Consider the following 14,579-nt stretch of genomic DNA (forward strand, 5'->3'; position numbering starts at 1 on the left):
TCTGCCTGGCCGCCACCCTCGACTGGCTCCGAACAACCTTTAGCAACACGCCCTAACAACCATCCGACACTGTTTGCAAGCAGTAAACCTTGCCGAACACGAATTGGAAGATGCTGTCACGCAAGCACGAAACGCGGGGCATTCATGGGCAGACGTTGGTCGCGCTCTCAATGTGTCTCACCAAGCAGCGTTTAAACGATTCGGTGCGGTTTACAATCCCTTCACTGGAGAAACTATGACCCCACAACCAACCGCCGAACTCTCTGAGATTTCAGACAAAATCATTCGCCATATCGCCAGTAGTGAAGAAGCAGAAACCATCGCAATGATGCATCCGAGCATCCGCTCGGATCTTCCCTGGTCCGCCATTGCGGACGTGTGGACATCCATATTAACTGACTACGGTGAGCTTCGAGACATCACCGATTCGGAAATCGTTCCGCTCAAAGAGAAGCGACGCGCAGGCTCTGCAGCAACGGCACTCTCAAGGAAAGCTACGGGTACATCTGTTGTCGTCTCAACTCTCAACCACGAAGCAGGCGAACTCATGTCACGAATCGCGATCAGCCGAGAAGGTGCCGTCGTCGGCATCCTTTTCCTAGAGCCAGAAGCTACTGACTATCCATTCTGAATCACCAACCGATATCGCCTCCCGTTTGCAAATCAGGGAGGCGGTATCGGTGTGGGCACAACGCACGACGAGCAGTTCTCGCAGCTCGGCTCATTGCTACCTGCGCACAAGCTCCGCATGCATGGTTCCCTGTGCTCAACTTGGACTGCAACGCCGGTGTACTGACCGGATAGATGGGTGCACGGAACAGCCAAGTGGATGAAGCCCCTGGGCATTACTGGGTGCACTTCCTATGGTGATATGGATCGCCCCGAGAACCATGTAGGGCTGGCTATCATCGGGAGATGCATGCTCTCATCGCAGTAGATATTCAACGAGGACACTGCTTCACATCCCAGCGAACACTCCCAAATGCGCTCTTCATACGCTCCCATTTACGAGCCTTAGACACTCCCATTCACGGGTTGAGGCCACGCCAACCCGACAATGAGGCCCATGAGCGGAAGTCAGATCAACGCCCCGCCCTGGACCGGGCATTGGCGACGACACGCGGGGCCGTCTACCCGATGCTCAGCCGCCTTCGCAGTTCAGGTTTGGTGGAGACGACGTGGCATGAGTCTCCGAGCGGTCCTCCGCGTCGCTGCTATCGACTCACCGCAGAGGGCGAGCAAGCTCATGTGCGTCGTGCCGAGGCGTGGCGCGAGTTGGTCGCTGACATGGCCTCGCTCACTGGTATAAAAGGGGATCCGCTGGAGTTCGCGGCCCGGTTGGACGCCGAGTTCGGCGTGGATGAGCTGATGAGTTCGATCCGCCGCAGTTCTCGCGCCTGTTCGGGATTCTGTGGAATCTGTCGGTCATCGCTGTTTGGTGGCGTCTGCACTTCCGCGATTCCCACTCTGATCAAAGGCGCCGATGATGGATCGCATCGCCGCTCAGAGGTTGGCCTATTCGGCGCTGGGCTCCAATCTGGCGCGCGGCCGCAAGCCGTGAACCAGCGGCCTGGGCGCTCTGGCCAGAGTCGGTTGCGGCCTGGCGGGCTGCATCCTCCCACTTCGCCCCGTCATCACACCGTGGTGGCCAATCTGGACCAGCATCGCCGTCATCGCGATCCTCGTCGCCCTCGCAGGATGGCTGTTCACACGCCGCGAACTCCAGAAAATCGCCAACCCTCACGCGCTACAAAACACTCTGAGTAGGCGCTTTGCAACAACATGAACTCTCACGCGAGGCCAAAAATGGCACACTCGCATAACAAAGTGCCTGCTGACGCGTGAGAGTATCAACGCCAGCAGGCACATAGTGGAGGCGGCGGGAATCGAACCCGCGTCCTTGAAAGGTGAGGCAAGTCTTCTCCGGGCGCAGCTGATGATGGCGTTGTTCTTGGTCTTGGCACTCACATCAGCACGTCGCCAACAGACCCAGTATCAGTGAAGTCCCACCTAGCCCCTGACACGCAGGCTAGGCAGCAAGCCCTCTAAATGAGGCCAGATTCCGAACCGAAGGCTCGTTCGGGCTGACCCTTCGATCGCTGATCAGGCAGCGAGAGCGAAGTCAGTGCTGTTCTTGTTGGCACTTATTGGTTTCCATACATCGTTTACGAGATGAGCATGGTTTCTCGGCCCGCTTCCCTTGCGACTACCGTCCCAAGTCGAAACCGATCGCCCCCTGTTGAGTTGTCTCTCTATGATACACGTCTCAGCTGCGGTAGCGATTTCGCTGGGCCATGGCCCGTCGGGCCTCCCTGTCGAGCTCCCGCTCCTTGATGGTTTGGCGCTTGTCCCAGTCTTTCTTACCGGTGGCGACGGCAATCTGCACCTTGGCGTATCCGTCCTTGAAGTACATCTGCAGGGGCACGAGCGTCGTGCCAGCCCCCTCGAGCGCGCGAGCCAGCTTCTTGATCTCTTTCGCGTTGAGCAACAGCTTGCGGGTGCGTCGGGCCGAGTGGCTCCCCCGCCACGACTGGTGCTCGTACTCAGGGATGTTGGCGTTGATCAGCCACGCCTCGCCATTCTCGATGGTGGCGTACGCGTCGCCGATCGTGGCGCGCCCGTGACGCAGGGTCTTGACCTCCGTGCCCGTGAGCACCAGGCCAGCTTCATAGGTGTCCCCAATGGCATAGTCGTGCCGCGCCTTCTTATTCTGGGCGATCATCTTCTGGCCGGTCTCTCTAGGCATTAGGCCAGTATAGATTCACTCGCGCCGGGCAGCAGAACTCAGCCGAACCAGCGGCTCATCGGGTTCTTCACCCGACCGTTCTCCCACACCATGAGGTGCAGGTGACAACCCGTGGAATACCCGGTAGTGCCGACGTAGCCGATGGTCTGCCCCTTCGACACACGCTGCCCAACGCCGACGATGTACCGCGACGCGTGGTTGTACCCCGTCGTCACGTTCACGCCGCCGATCCTGCCATGATCGATCATGAGCCTGTTGCCGTAGCCGCGGTTGTAGTAGCGCTCGGTGACGACACCGTCGTACGCGGCCTTCATGGGCGTGCCGCAGGACGCGCCGAAGTCGGTACCGTCGTGCAGCTTGTACACGCCCGTCACGGGATGCACACGCATGCCGAACGGCGACGTGATGCGCGCGGGCACCGGATTCATGAACCCGCTGGAGCTGCTGCTCGACGACCGCTTCTGAGATGAACGGCTCGACTTGCGGGAGCTCGTTGCCTTCTTTGTCGAACCAGAGCTCGTCTTCGGCTTCGACGCCGACGCGCTCTTCTTCGACGCAGCGGCCTTCTCGGCAGCAGCGCGTTCGGCAGCCTTCTTCGCTGCTGCGCGCTTGGCAGCGGCTTCGCGCTGACGCTTCGCTGCCGCCTCGCGCCGCTTGCGCTCTTCCTCCGCACGCTTACGGTCGCGCTCAGCGATCTGGCTATCGAGCTTCCCGGCTTCCGCAATTCGCGCCTGAATGCGCTTCTCGACAGCTGCCGCGTCGGCTTCCATGTCCTGTTGAATGGCTTCCTCACGCTGCAGCGCCGACGCTGCCTCGGAAGCAGCCGCGTCGCGCTCTGCGACGAGATCCTCCACCCGTGCAGTCAGCCCGGCAGCTTCGTCCTTGGCCGCCCTACTCTCCTGCAGCTGTTCTGCCGCCGTCTGGCGTGCCTGCGCGGCCTTGCGCTCTGCCTCGTCAGCACGGGCCTGAGCCTGGTCGAGCTGCACACGCAACCGCTCGGCTTCATCCAACTCGAGCGCAGACACGTCGAACAGCGTGTCGCCAAACTGAGCCTGCTGATTGAGCTGATTCGCGTCCGCTTCCGTGAGCAACAGCGCCAGGTTCACCAATGGACCCTGCTTCTGCGTCACGAGGCTCACTTCTTGATCGATGCGCTTGTTCAGCGCGTCGTAGGCGGCCTGCGCCGCAGCGACGTCGGCCTGAGCCTTCTCCAGCGCGATCTCCGCGGCCTCGAGCTCTTCCTGACGCTGCTTGTCGAGCGCCTCCGACTCGGCCACCCGCGCTTCGGCAGCGGCCAGCGCGGCGCGCGCATCTGCCAGTTCTGCCTCCGCCTGCTGCAGCGCAGTGATAGCGCGAGAGTTCACTTCGTTGGCGTCGGAGACGGCTCCCCGCTGAGTGGCGATCTGTCCGGAGAGGTCAGAGCGCCGACCCTCCAACTGGCTGATCTGGTGACGAACACGATTGCGTTGGTCGTCGAGTTCATCAGCCGACGCGAGTGGCGCAACAGAGACAAACATGGCACCCGCCGCCATGACGGCGAGGCTCGTTTTTACGATCATGCGGACGGGCTTGGGGGGAAGAACCCGCATGAGGTCTCCTTTCGTCAGACCTTCACGTATTTACGTGTAGCGAACAGCGTAGGAATAATGGCGAGCGCGATACCCACCACAGCGATGATCAGGATTGCACTCAACAGGTCGGGCCACCCAATCCAAGGTAAAGCTGTGATTAAGGTTTGTGCGTTCTGCACGACGATGAAGTAGTAACCCACTGCCAATGTGGCCGATGCGATGAGGATGCCGATCAGCCCCGCTATCAGCGATTCCAGCAGGAATGGAAGCACAATGTAGAGGTTAGAGGCACCCACCAGGCGCATGATTCCGATCTCTCGTCGTCTTGTGAACGCTGCGATACGGATGGTGTTGCTAATCTGCAGCGCCGCGGCGACCAGCAAGAAGATCGACATGACGATCGTCGCCCACTGCACCGCAGAGAGGGCCTTGAACATCGGGTCGAGCACGTTGCGCAGGTCTTGGACTTGCTGCACGCCTTGCAGCCCCTTCGCCTCGCTCACCACGCCCTGGTAATTCTCGGGATTCTTCAGCTTCACGCGGAAGGAGTCCTGCATCTGATCCGCGGTGCGCGACGGAAGAATGGGCGAGTTCGCGTAGACGCGCTTGAATTCCTCGAACGCGTCTTCCTTCGACTCGTAGAACACCTGCGAGACCTCAGGATTCGCCTTCAGCGTCTCCTCAATGGCCTGCCGCTGGGCGTCCGTCGTGCCCACCCCAGGCTCACAGTTGCCACCTGAGGAGGCCTCGATGCACAAGAACACGGAAATCTCGATCTTGTCGTACCAGCGCCCCTTCACCAGGCTCACCTCCGACGAGGTGAGTAGGCCGGCACCAAACAGTGTCAGTGAGACGCCGACGGTGACGATGACAGCGATGGTCATGGCCAGGTTGCGGCGCAGACCCGACCAAGTTTCGCGAAGCGTATGCCTCATGTGTGGTTCTCCTAAGCCTGGCCGTAAATACCCTTGGACTGATCGCGCACGAGCTCTCCACTCTTGAGCTCCAGCACGCGTCGCCGCATTTGATCGACGATGGATGCATCGTGGGTGGCCATGATGACCGTGGTTTCCGTGCGGTTGATGCGGTCGAGCAACTTCATGATGCCGACGCTGGTCTCCGGGTCAAGGTTGCCGGTGGGCTCGTCGGCGATAAGAATCTTCGGGCGGTTCACGAAGGCTCGCGCGATGGCGACGCGCTGCTGCTCACCGCCAGAGAGCTCCTCCCCGAGCCTGTCGCCCTTGCCCTCGAGGCCGACGAGTTCCAGCGTTTCGGGCACGATCCGGCGAATGTGCTTGCCAGATTTGCCGATCACCTGCAGCGCGAACGCAACGTTCTCGTAGACCGTCTTCCCAGGTAGCAGGCGGAAGTCTTGAAACACCATCCCCATCTGACGACGCAGCTGTGGCACCTGCCACTGGTTCATCGTCGAGAGGTTCTTGCCTGCAACGTAGAGATTGCCCTTCGATGCCTTGTGTTCGCGAAGGATCAGGCGTAGGAACGTGGATTTTCCTGAGCCGGACTGGCCGACCAGGAACACGAACTCGCCTTTTTCGATCTCCAGGTTGATGTTCCTGAGGGCAGCAGTTTCCTGCCCAGGATAAAACTTGGTGACGTCCTCGAATTTGATCACGCAACAAACTCCGACCGCGTAGGGGAAGCTGAGAAAATCTCAGTGGGTCGAGTTGAGTCTAAGTGCCGAGCAAAATCGTCGCGACTGTGACACGCCGTCACGCGTCGGTTTCGGTGCGCTTGCGCCAGCGGATACCCGCGTCGATGAAATCGTCGATTTCACCATCGAACACAGCTGCCGGGTTGCCCTCTTCGTGCTCGGTGCGGAGGTCTTTCACCATTTGGTAAGGGTGCATGACGTACGAGCGCATCTGTGCACCCCACGAGTTGCCTCCGTCGCCCTTCAGCGCGTTCATCTCTGCCTCGCGCTCCTGGCGAGCGCGCTCCAACAGTCGCGCCTGCAGCACTCGCAGCGCAGCCGCACGGTTCTGAATCTGCGATTTCTCGTTCTGACAGCTCACGACGATGCCGGTGGGGATATGCGTGATGCGCACCGCCGAGTCAGTGGTGTTGACCGACTGGCCACCCGGCCCCGACGAGCGGAACACGTCGATGCGAATGTCTTGTTCGGGAATGTCGATGTGGTCGGTGTCTTCCGTGACGGGGAGCACCTCGACGCCCGCGAACGACGTCTGACGCCGCCCCTGGTTATCGAACGGCGAGATGCGCACGAGCCGGTGCGTGCCCTGCTCGACCGACAGCGTGCCGTAGGCGAACGGCGCCTTGACAGCGAACGTCGCCGACTTCAGGCCGGCCTCTTCCGCATACGACGTGTCGTACACCTCGACGGTGTATCCGTGGCGATCTGCCCAGCGCGTGTACATGCGCATCAGCATCTCCGCGAAGTCGGCCGCGTCGACGCCACCTGCCTCCGAGCGAATGGTGACCAGCGCGTCGCGGGGATCGTATTCACCTGAGAGCAGCGTGCGTACCTCGAGCGCCTCGATCTCTTTGCTGAGGCGCTGCAACTCGGCGTCGACTTCGTGTTCGGTGTCCTCGTCGGCTTCCTCTTCGGCAAGCTCGAGCATGACGGTGGCGTCTTCCAGCCGGCTCCGCAGGCCTTCAAGACGCTCCAGCTCGGAGTTCTTCTGCGACAGCGCCGACGTGACACGCTGCGCGTTGTCCTGGTCGTCCCACAGATCAGGGGCTGCCGCCTGCTCTTGGAGCGTCGCGATCTCGTCTTTCAGCTTCGGAATATCGGCGACCGTCTCGATCGACTGCAGCGAGTGATCGAGCTCCTGAATACGCATTTCGAGATCTTGGTGAGCCACAATCGGTCATTCTAGCCGCGCTTCCGAAGACTCGCAGTCAGCTTGGCCGTGGACGGGCGTCCGCTCGTCTAGCCTGGACTGCATGGTTGGACAATTCAATGACGACCTCAGGCTCGCGCACATGATGGCTGACAACGCCGACTCCATTACGATGAGCCGGTTCAAGGCCACGGATCTGAAGTTTCGTAACAAACCCGACGACACGCCCGTGACGGACGCGGATACCGCCGTCGAGGAGTCCATCCGCATCACGCTGTCTCGCAGCCGCCCGCGCGACGGCATCGTCGGTGAAGAGTTGGGCTCGACGGGTGAACGCGATCGCCGTTGGATCGTCGACCCCATCGATGGCACCAAGAATTTCCTCCGCGGCGTCCCCGTGTGGGCCACGCTGATCGCGCTCGAACACGCCGGCGAGATCGTCGCTGGAGTCGTCTCCGCTCCCGCTCTCGGGCGGCGGTGGTGGGCGTCGCTCGATGGCGGCGCATACACCGGTCGCAATATCCTCAACGCGACGCAGCTCCACGTGTCTCACGTGGAAGACATCACCGACGCGTCGTTGTCGTACTCATCCCTCGACGGCTGGGTGGAGTCGCACCGCGGTCAGGGCTTCGTCAATCTCATGCGCGACGCGTGGCGCACCCGCGCCTACGGCGACTTCTGGAGCTACATGCTGGTGGCCGAGGGAGCTGTCGATATCGCGAGCGAGCCGGAGCTCGAACTGCACGATATGGCGGCGCTCGACATCATCGTGCGCGAAGCTGGCGGCAGGTTCACCAATCTCGACGGCGCGGACGGCGTCGCAGGGCCCGGAGCGCTGGCGACGAACGGGCGCCTGCATGACACCGTGCTGGGCTATCTCAACAACTGACGCGTTTTACGGCAGGACGCGTACCTTGATGGTGCCGTCGAGGCGTGCGAGCTGTTCGATCATGCCCTCTTCCGGCGCGCCCTCAACGTCGGTGACTGCGTAGCCGATGTCGTCCTTCGTCGCGAGCGACTGCGCGCCGATGTTCAAATCGCTGTTCGCGAGGATGCGGTTGAACGCCGCCATCACGCCCGGCACGTTGTGGTGCAGGTGCAGGATGCGACGGTACTTCAGCGGCGTGGTAGCGATCTCGGGCATGTTGACCGACATCGACGTGGAGCCTTCAAACTCGTAGTCAGCGAATTTTCCGGCCACGTAGCGCCCAATATTCTCCTGGGCTTCCAGCGTCGATCCGCCCACGTGTGGCGTGAGAATGACGTTGGGCATCCCCCGCAACACGGACTCGAACTCGGTGCTGCGCTTCTTGGGCTCCTGCGGGAACACATCGATCGCGGCCCCAGACACATGTCCGGAGGCAAGGGCCGCGTGCAGCGCCTCGTGGTCGACGACATGGCCGCGGCACAGGTTCAAGAACATGGCGCGGGGCTTCATCTTCGCGAATTCGTCGGCGCCGAAGAACATGGTGTTCTCCGCCCTGCCGTCGACGTGCAGCGTCACCGTGTCGGATTCGGCGAGGAGTTCGTCGAGCGTCTCACAGCGTCGGGCGTTGCCAAGTGGCAACTTATCGGCGATGTCGTAGTACAACACGCGCATGCCGAACGACTCAGCCAGCACGGACAGCTGCGCGCCGATGTTGCCGTATCCGACGATGCCGAGCGTGCGTCCACGGATTTCGTGGGAGCCGATCGCCGACTTTTCCCACACGCCGGCGTGCATATTCTGGTTCTTCTCCGCGAGGCGGCGGGCCAGTATCACGATCTCCCCGATCACGAGCTCCACGACGGAACGCGTGTTCGAGTAGGGAGCATTGAATACCGGGAGGCCCGCTCGGGATGCGGCCGTGAGATCAATCTGGTTCGTGCCGATGCAAAACGCACCGATGGCGCGCAGGTCAGGCGCGTTAGCGATGACCTCGTCGGTGACGGTGGTGGTGGAGCGAATACCGAGATAGTGCACTCCGCGAAGCGCCTCGACGAGTTCGTCTGGACTGAGCGCCTTCGGACGCGTATCAACCTCGAAACCTCGCTCAGTCAAGATGCGGTGGGCTTCGTCGTGGATGTTCTCGAGTAGTAGCGCTTTCACAACTGTGCATGCTAGCTCAGTGCAGCAATGCTCCTCGCGCCCCCGTCTCAGAGGCTGAGGGATGAGCGGAGCAACTCCCGCGTGTATGGGTGCTCCGGGTTCCGGAAAATTGCCTCGACGGGCCCCTCCTCGACGATGCGCCCCTCGGTAACGACAACCACACGCGTGCACAACTTCTCGACGGTGGGTAGGTCATGACTGATGATGACCATCGCCAAGTTCCTCGCCCGAGCTTCGTCGTGCAGCACTTGCAGCACCTGGGCGCGAACAAGCACATCCAGCGCAGACACCGGCTCATCAGCGACGAGCAACTCCGGGTCCGCGATAAGCGCCCGGGCAATAGCGACGCGCTGCCGCTGCCCACCGGAGAGCTGGTGGGGAAAGCGTCGCGCCAACGACGGATCGAGGCCCACGGATTCCATCAAGGGGGCCAGTTCCTCTTCCTTGGCCCGGCGGTGGAGTGGCTCAGCAATGATGGCCCCGACACGCATGCGGGAATTCAGCGACGCGTTCGGGTCCTGATACACCAGCGAGGCCGAGCGGCGAAGCTCATCCAAGCCTTCGCTGAGCGGACGGCCCCGAAAACGCACCTCCCCTCTGGAGGGTTGCACCAAGCCGAGCAACATCCGAGCAATCGTGGTCTTCCCCGACCCGGACCTCCCGACGATGCCTACCCGCTCCCCTGCGTCGATAGCGAGGTTCACGTCTTGCACCGCGATGAAGGGGGTGCCCCGTCGGCGATAGGTGACCTCCCCATCGACGATCTCAACCAGCGTCATAGCTCTCCCCTCGCCGCCGCGATCAACCGCGCTGTGTAGTCGCACTGCGGCCGCTCGATAATGCGATCGATGGGGCCTTCCTCGACGATGCGGCCATCTTGCATGACGATCACCCGCGAGCAGATTTCTTTCACCACCGCGAGGTCGTGCGAGATGAACAGCGCCGAGCGCTGGGTGAGTACCTCATCGAGCACGTGCAGAATCTGGCGCTGCACGATCACGTCGAGGGCCGTCGTCGGTTCGTCGCAGATCACTAGGCCGGGTTTGTTGACGATGGCCATGGCAATCAGTGCTCGCTGCCGTTGCCCGCCAGAGAGCTGATGCGGGTAGGAGTCGGCAATGCGTTCAGGTTCGGTGAAGCCCACTCGGACGAGTTCCTCGACGACGGTGCGGCGTTTGCCGCTGCGCTGATCGTGGAGCGCGATAACTTCTGCGATTTGCCGGCCGACGCGCATCGTCGGATCAAGCGCGGTCATCGGTTCTTGGAACACCATCGAGATGTCAGAACCGCGAAGCTTGCGGTAGTCGCGGTCGCGCATACCGACGAGTTCCCGGCCGTCCCATTGGATGCTGCCACTCACCTGCGCGGTTTCCGACAGCAGGCCCGCGATCGTGAGCGCCGTCACCGATTTTCCTGAGCCGGATGCCCCAATGATGCCCAACCGCTCGGTGCTACCGACTTCGAACGAGACGTCGTCGACGACCACCGTCGAACCAAAACGGACGGTCAGCCCTTTCACCACGAGTGTCATGCGCGCTCCCTGAGCTTCGGATCCAGCACATCGCGCAACCCGTCGCCGAGCAGGTTGAACCCGAGCGTCGCAATGGCGATGGCGAGCCCCGGCCACAGCGCGAGCATGGGCGTCGAGAACAGGTCGTTCTGCGCCTCACGCAGCATCCGGCCCCATGTGGGCGTGTCCGGCCCGCTCCCGAGCCCCAGATACGACAGACCAGCTTCCGAGAGAATCGCGATGCCGAAGCTCACCGACGCTTGTACCCACACCGCCGGCGCGATGTTGGGCCAGACATGGCGCCACGCGACGGTAACCGCGCCAACGCCTGCAAGCTTGGCGGCTTCGACGTAGGGCTGGCTCATCACCTGCAACGTCTCGGCTCGGGTGACGCGCACAAAGGCGGGGATCGTTGAGATTCCGATGGCCATCACGGCCGTCCACGTGGAGCCGCCCAGCGCGGCGGCGAACAGAATTGCGAGCAGCAGCGCGGGGAATCCGTAGAGCACATCGGCCAGGCGCGCGGGAATCTCCCCCCAGCCTCGCGGCAGCATCGCCGCCGCCACCCCCATAGGCACGCCGACCACCGCGGCGCCCACCACTGAGAGCACACCGACCAGAATGACGATTTTCGCACCTGCCATGAGTCTGGACAGGACGTCGGTGCCGTACGCGTCGGTGCCCAGCACATGTGGCCAGCTCGGCCCCAGTAGCGGCTCGGGGCCGTTGGCCGTCGGGCTGAACGGTGTCCACACCAAACCGATGCCAGCGACGACGAGCACCAGCGCGATGCATGCGCCGCCGATCCACAGCGATGAGTTCCGCAACATCACGCCTCCCGTTTCAGCCGGGGGTCGATGGCTTGGTAGGTAACGTCGACGATGAAATTGATGAACAGCACCGCCCACACAAGCAGCAGCACGATGCCCTGTACGACGACGAGATCGCGTTGCGTGACGGCGTACAGCAGTTTGGATCCGAGGCCGGGCAGCGCGAACACCTGCTCGATGATGATGGCGCCGACGAGCAACGTCGCGATCTGCAGGCCGATCACCGTCAACAGCGAGATGGAGATGTTGCGCATACCGTGACGCCACAGCGCCCCGAGCTTGCCCCAGCCCACGGCGCGCGCGGTGCGGAAGTAGTCAGTGTGCAGCACTTCGATGACCGCGCTTCGGACATACCTGCTCATCACACTGGCTTGGACGATCGACAGGGCCGCCACCGGAAGCACCAGGTGTGCTGCCCACTGCTCCACTGATTGCGTGATGGGCACGTAACCACCCGCCGGCAGCCAACCCAGGTGCACAGCGAACAACACGACGAGCCAGATGCCTGCCCAGAATGCCGGCACCGCGAGCCCAACCTGGGATAGCGCTGAGACCGTGATGCCGTCGACGTGGCGCCGCCTCACCGCGGCGAAGGCGCCGACGGGCAGCGCAATGACGAGGGAACCGACGGTCGCCAGCCCCACGAGCCATCCCGACACGCCCAGCGCGGGGAGCACCGTCGCTGTGACTGATCGGCCGCTGATCATCGAGGTGCCGAAATCTCCGACGAGCACCCCGCCCAGCCATTCGACGTACCGCACGAAGAAGGGGCGGTTGAGGCCCAGCTCCTCGCGCAGCGCTTCAACGGCTTCGGGCGTCGCGTTCGTGCCCAAGAGGACGTTGGCGATGTCGCCGGGGAGGAGATTCGTCGCAGCAAAGATCAGTAGCGACGCGAGCAGCAAGCTGCCCGCGAACCATGCGAGCCTGCGAATCAGGCGCATATTTTCACTCCGACGATGCGATTGTGGTCACGTCGAACGATAGCGAAATCTGGTCTTTCTGAACGCCGGAAATGCTCGGTTTGGTGATGATGATGTTGGGCAGCAGGAACAGCCAATCCGCGGCTGCGTCCTCGGCCAGCAGCCGGGCTGCCTCCTTCTGCTTGGAGATGAACTCGTCTTCGGAGCCCTGGTCGGCTTCTTCCATGAGCTTCGCAAACGCAGGGTTGGCGTAGCTGGCGTAGTTGTCGGAGGCGTACATCTTGAGGTCGCGCGGCTCGACGTGAGCAACGATCGTCATGTCGTAATCGCCCTTGGTGAAGACGAGGTCCAGCCACCGGCTGAATTCCAGCTCCTCGATCTTCACGGTGATGCCGACGTCGGCGAGCTGCGACTGGATGGAGCGCGCGGCAGCGGTGGCGTAGGGCACCGTCGGGACGCGTAGACGCAGGGTGAGCCCGCTCGCCTCTCCCGCTTGTGCGAGCAGTTCCTTGGCCTTGGCGGGATCGTGCGGATAGGTCTGGCTCAGATCTTCATACCAAGGTTCGGTGGGAGGAACCATCGAACCGATGAGCGCGCCCTTGCCGCCCCAGGCCGAATTGATGACCGCCTGCCTATCGATGGCATGGTTGATGGCCTGACGTACTTCCTTCTTCGCCAGCGCGGGGTTCTGGTGGTTGAAGGTGAGGACCACTTCGCCGTCGGTGTACCCTTCGAGCACGGTGAAGCGGGACTTGTCGGAGAACTGGCCCAGCGCCTGCGGCACCGTGAGGTTTGAGACGATGTCGAGTTGGCCCGAGAGCATGGCGGTGTTCATAGCGTTCGGGTCTGCATAGAAGCGGAAGTTGACCTCGTCGAAGTGGGGCGGCGTGCCCCAGTAGTTCTCGTTGCGCACCAACTGCACCAGCGAACCTGGCTCCCACTTCCCCAGCTCGTACGGCCCGGAGCCCGCGGGGGTTTGGTTGAGTGACTTCACGTCGGCGTCGGGGTTGACGACGATGCCGCCCGTGGATGAGAGTGCGGAGAGGAAGAAGTTGGAGCGGGTAGCAAGTTCGAGCTCGACGGTCTGCGTATCCACCGCGCGTGCCGCTTTGAGCGGGGCGAAGTCGGCCTTGACCTGGTTCTTGCCCTCGCCGTCGATAATGCGCTGGAAGCTCTGCGCCACAGCGTCAGCGGTGACGGGCGAACCGTCGGCAAACTTTGCCGCCTTGTCGAGATGGAAAGTGTAGGTGAGTCCGTCGTCGGAAATCTGCCAGTCCGTGGCAAGCAGCGGCTGCACCTCGCGGTCGGGGCCGAGCTTCACCAGAGTTTCGTACACGTTGTACAGGAGCACGAACGGCGTTCCGGCACCATCGACGGTGATCATGTCCATGCCGTTGGGTTCCACGGTGGCGCCGATCTCAACAGCTTTGGCCTCGTTCGCCGGTTTCTCACCAGTTCCGCCAGTTGAGCCGCCCGAACATGCTGCCACCAAGACGACGGCCAACAGCACTGAAACAAGGTTGAGAAGGCGACGAGCCCGCATAGTGCAACTCCTGCATGTGGTCAATAGGTCCGCATCAGTCTAACCGCACTCTCCCACAACCACCTGCCTGACTCCGCGCAGGCAAGCGGAAATAGCACGGGAGGGCGTTGAGCTTCCTACCCAACGCCCTCCCGAAGATGGCGTGTAGTTACTTCACCAAGCGCAGCGCGAATGGGTAGCGGTAAGCCTCGCCCTTATTCGCTGCGAGGCCAGCGAGGATGCAGAAGACGAGATTGAGAATACCGATGATCCACGCGGTGATGATGCCGACAAACACGAATGCCAGCACGCCAGAGATGGCATACCCGATAGCAACCGTGATCTGGAAGTTGAGCGCTTCTTTGGCCTGATCAGTGCTGAATGCCTTACGGGGGTCGTCCTTGTTGACCAACCAGAGGATCAGGGGCCCGACGAAAGCAGTGACGATGCCCAGCAGATGAGCAAGCATCGCCATGGTGTTTTCCGACGAGTTGCCCTGCGGCTGGTAACCGCCTGGATGGGGGTTGTTGGGCGGCGGGAAATCGTTCGCCTGGGACATGGACGTCTCC

14 protein-coding genes, 1 other RNA gene and 1 pseudogene are annotated in these 14,579 nt (G+C 62.1%); 3 read left to right on the forward strand and 13 right to left on the reverse strand.

The annotated features are described in order from the left end of the window. Nucleotides 1-73 precede the first annotated feature (73 nt). Together Q0X68_RS02565 and Q0X68_RS13085 are read left to right on the forward strand one after the other, a co-directional pair. Nucleotides 74-631 (forward strand): hypothetical protein, encoded by a 558-nt coding sequence (locus Q0X68_RS02565; RefSeq protein ID WP_297747113.1) that lies wholly within the window; start codon nucleotides 74-76, stop codon nucleotides 629-631. 473 nt (nucleotides 632-1,104) lie between these two features. After that, nucleotides 1,105-1,317, forward strand: a pseudogene (locus tag Q0X68_RS13085) (PadR family transcriptional regulator); the annotation flags it as partial. Between the two features lie 551 nt (nucleotides 1,318-1,868). Here the strand turns inward: Q0X68_RS13085 and ssrA are convergent. The 6 genes from ssrA to prfB form a co-directional block, all read right to left on the reverse strand. Beyond that, nucleotides 1,869-2,237: a transfer-messenger RNA gene (gene ssrA / locus Q0X68_RS02575) on the reverse strand. A 29-nt stretch (nucleotides 2,238-2,266) separates the two neighbouring features. Next, nucleotides 2,267-2,746 (reverse strand): SsrA-binding protein SmpB, encoded by a 480-nt coding sequence (smpB, locus tag Q0X68_RS02580; RefSeq protein ID WP_297747117.1) that lies wholly within the window; start codon nucleotides 2,744-2,746, stop codon nucleotides 2,267-2,269. A gap of 38 nt (nucleotides 2,747-2,784) precedes the next feature. Further along, nucleotides 2,785-4,335 (reverse strand): M23 family metallopeptidase, encoded by a 1,551-nt coding sequence (locus tag Q0X68_RS02585; protein WP_297747119.1) that lies wholly within the window; start codon nucleotides 4,333-4,335, stop codon nucleotides 2,785-2,787. Nucleotides 4,336-4,349: 14 nt separating this feature from the next. After that, the gene (gene ftsX / locus Q0X68_RS02590; protein WP_297747121.1) at nucleotides 4,350-5,252 is read right to left on the reverse strand and encodes a permease-like cell division protein FtsX; all 903 of its coding nucleotides are present in this window, start codon (nucleotides 5,250-5,252) and stop codon (nucleotides 4,350-4,352) included. An 11-nt stretch (nucleotides 5,253-5,263) separates the two neighbouring features. Continuing rightward, nucleotides 5,264-5,950 (reverse strand): cell division ATP-binding protein FtsE, encoded by a 687-nt coding sequence (gene ftsE, locus Q0X68_RS02595; RefSeq protein ID WP_297747123.1) that lies wholly within the window; start codon nucleotides 5,948-5,950, stop codon nucleotides 5,264-5,266. 97 nt (nucleotides 5,951-6,047) lie between these two features. After that, a complete protein-coding gene (gene prfB, locus Q0X68_RS02600; protein WP_297747126.1) occupies nucleotides 6,048-7,160 on the reverse strand; it encodes a peptide chain release factor 2 in 1,113 nt (370 codons plus the stop codon). Between the two features lie 82 nt (nucleotides 7,161-7,242). Here prfB and hisN point away from each other — a divergent pair, with 82 nt between their 5' ends. Beyond that, nucleotides 7,243-8,028: a histidinol-phosphatase gene (gene hisN / locus Q0X68_RS02605; protein WP_297747129.1), complete on the forward strand. Its 786-nt coding sequence runs from the start codon at nucleotides 7,243-7,245 to the stop codon at nucleotides 8,026-8,028. A gap of 6 nt (nucleotides 8,029-8,034) precedes the next feature. Here hisN and serA read toward each other — a convergent pair whose 3' ends face one another. From serA to Q0X68_RS02640, 7 genes are all read right to left on the reverse strand, one after another. Next, nucleotides 8,035-9,228 carry a phosphoglycerate dehydrogenase gene (gene serA / locus Q0X68_RS02610; protein WP_297747132.1) on the reverse strand — a complete coding sequence of 398 codons (1,194 nt, stop codon included), beginning with the start codon at nucleotides 9,226-9,228 and terminating at the stop codon, nucleotides 8,035-8,037. A gap of 47 nt (nucleotides 9,229-9,275) precedes the next feature. After that, nucleotides 9,276-10,007 carry an ABC transporter ATP-binding protein gene (locus tag Q0X68_RS02615; protein WP_297747135.1) on the reverse strand — a complete coding sequence of 244 codons (732 nt, stop codon included), beginning with the start codon at nucleotides 10,005-10,007 and terminating at the stop codon, nucleotides 9,276-9,278. Then, on the reverse strand, nucleotides 10,004-10,759 hold the full coding sequence (locus Q0X68_RS02620; RefSeq protein ID WP_297747138.1) for an ABC transporter ATP-binding protein: 756 nt from the start codon (nucleotides 10,757-10,759) through the stop codon (nucleotides 10,004-10,006). The genes Q0X68_RS02615 and Q0X68_RS02620 overlap by 4 nt, the downstream gene beginning before the upstream one ends. Then, nucleotides 10,756-11,565 carry an ABC transporter permease gene (locus tag Q0X68_RS02625; protein WP_297747297.1) on the reverse strand — a complete coding sequence of 270 codons (810 nt, stop codon included), beginning with the start codon at nucleotides 11,563-11,565 and terminating at the stop codon, nucleotides 10,756-10,758. The genes Q0X68_RS02620 and Q0X68_RS02625 overlap by 4 nt, the downstream gene beginning before the upstream one ends. Before the next feature lie 2 nt (nucleotides 11,566-11,567). Continuing rightward, nucleotides 11,568-12,509, reverse strand: coding sequence for an ABC transporter permease (locus Q0X68_RS02630; RefSeq protein WP_297747141.1), 942 nt, complete (start codon nucleotides 12,507-12,509; stop codon nucleotides 11,568-11,570). A gap of 4 nt (nucleotides 12,510-12,513) precedes the next feature. Further along, the gene (locus Q0X68_RS02635; RefSeq protein ID WP_297747144.1) at nucleotides 12,514-14,031 is read right to left on the reverse strand and encodes an ABC transporter substrate-binding protein; all 1,518 of its coding nucleotides are present in this window, start codon (nucleotides 14,029-14,031) and stop codon (nucleotides 12,514-12,516) included. A 148-nt stretch (nucleotides 14,032-14,179) separates the two neighbouring features. Next, on the reverse strand, nucleotides 14,180-14,569 hold the full coding sequence (locus Q0X68_RS02640; protein WP_297747146.1) for a DUF4870 domain-containing protein: 390 nt from the start codon (nucleotides 14,567-14,569) through the stop codon (nucleotides 14,180-14,182). Between the last annotated feature and the right edge of the window lie 10 nt (nucleotides 14,570-14,579).

Source organism: uncultured Tessaracoccus sp., from assembly GCF_947286155.1.
Classification (GTDB): Bacteria; Actinomycetota; Actinomycetes; order Propionibacteriales; family Propionibacteriaceae; genus Arachnia.

Bases quoted from the DNA above. Each gene is read 5' to 3' on its own strand.
- Q0X68_RS02620 (WP_297747138.1), bottom strand. From the start codon at position 10,759: ATGACACTCGTGGTGAAAGGGCTGACCGTCCGTTTTGGTTCGACGGTG.
- Q0X68_RS02585 (WP_297747119.1), bottom strand. From the start codon at position 4,335: ATGCGGGTTCTTCCCCCCAAGCCCGTCCGCATGATCGTAAAAACGAGC.
- Q0X68_RS02640 (WP_297747146.1), bottom strand. From the start codon at position 14,569: ATGTCCCAGGCGAACGATTTCCCGCCGCCCAACAACCCCCATCCAGGC.
- smpB (WP_297747117.1), bottom strand. From the start codon at position 2,746: ATGCCTAGAGAGACCGGCCAGAAGATGATCGCCCAGAATAAGAAGGCG.
- ftsX (WP_297747121.1), bottom strand. From the start codon at position 5,252: ATGAGGCATACGCTTCGCGAAACTTGGTCGGGTCTGCGCCGCAACCTG.
- Q0X68_RS02635 (WP_297747144.1), bottom strand. From the start codon at position 14,031: ATGCGGGCTCGTCGCCTTCTCAACCTTGTTTCAGTGCTGTTGGCCGTC.
- Q0X68_RS02630 (WP_297747141.1), bottom strand. From the start codon at position 12,509: ATGCGCCTGATTCGCAGGCTCGCATGGTTCGCGGGCAGCTTGCTGCTC.
- Q0X68_RS02615 (WP_297747135.1), bottom strand. From the start codon at position 10,007: ATGACGCTGGTTGAGATCGTCGATGGGGAGGTCACCTATCGCCGACGG.
- hisN (WP_297747129.1), top strand. From the start codon at position 7,243: ATGGTTGGACAATTCAATGACGACCTCAGGCTCGCGCACATGATGGCT.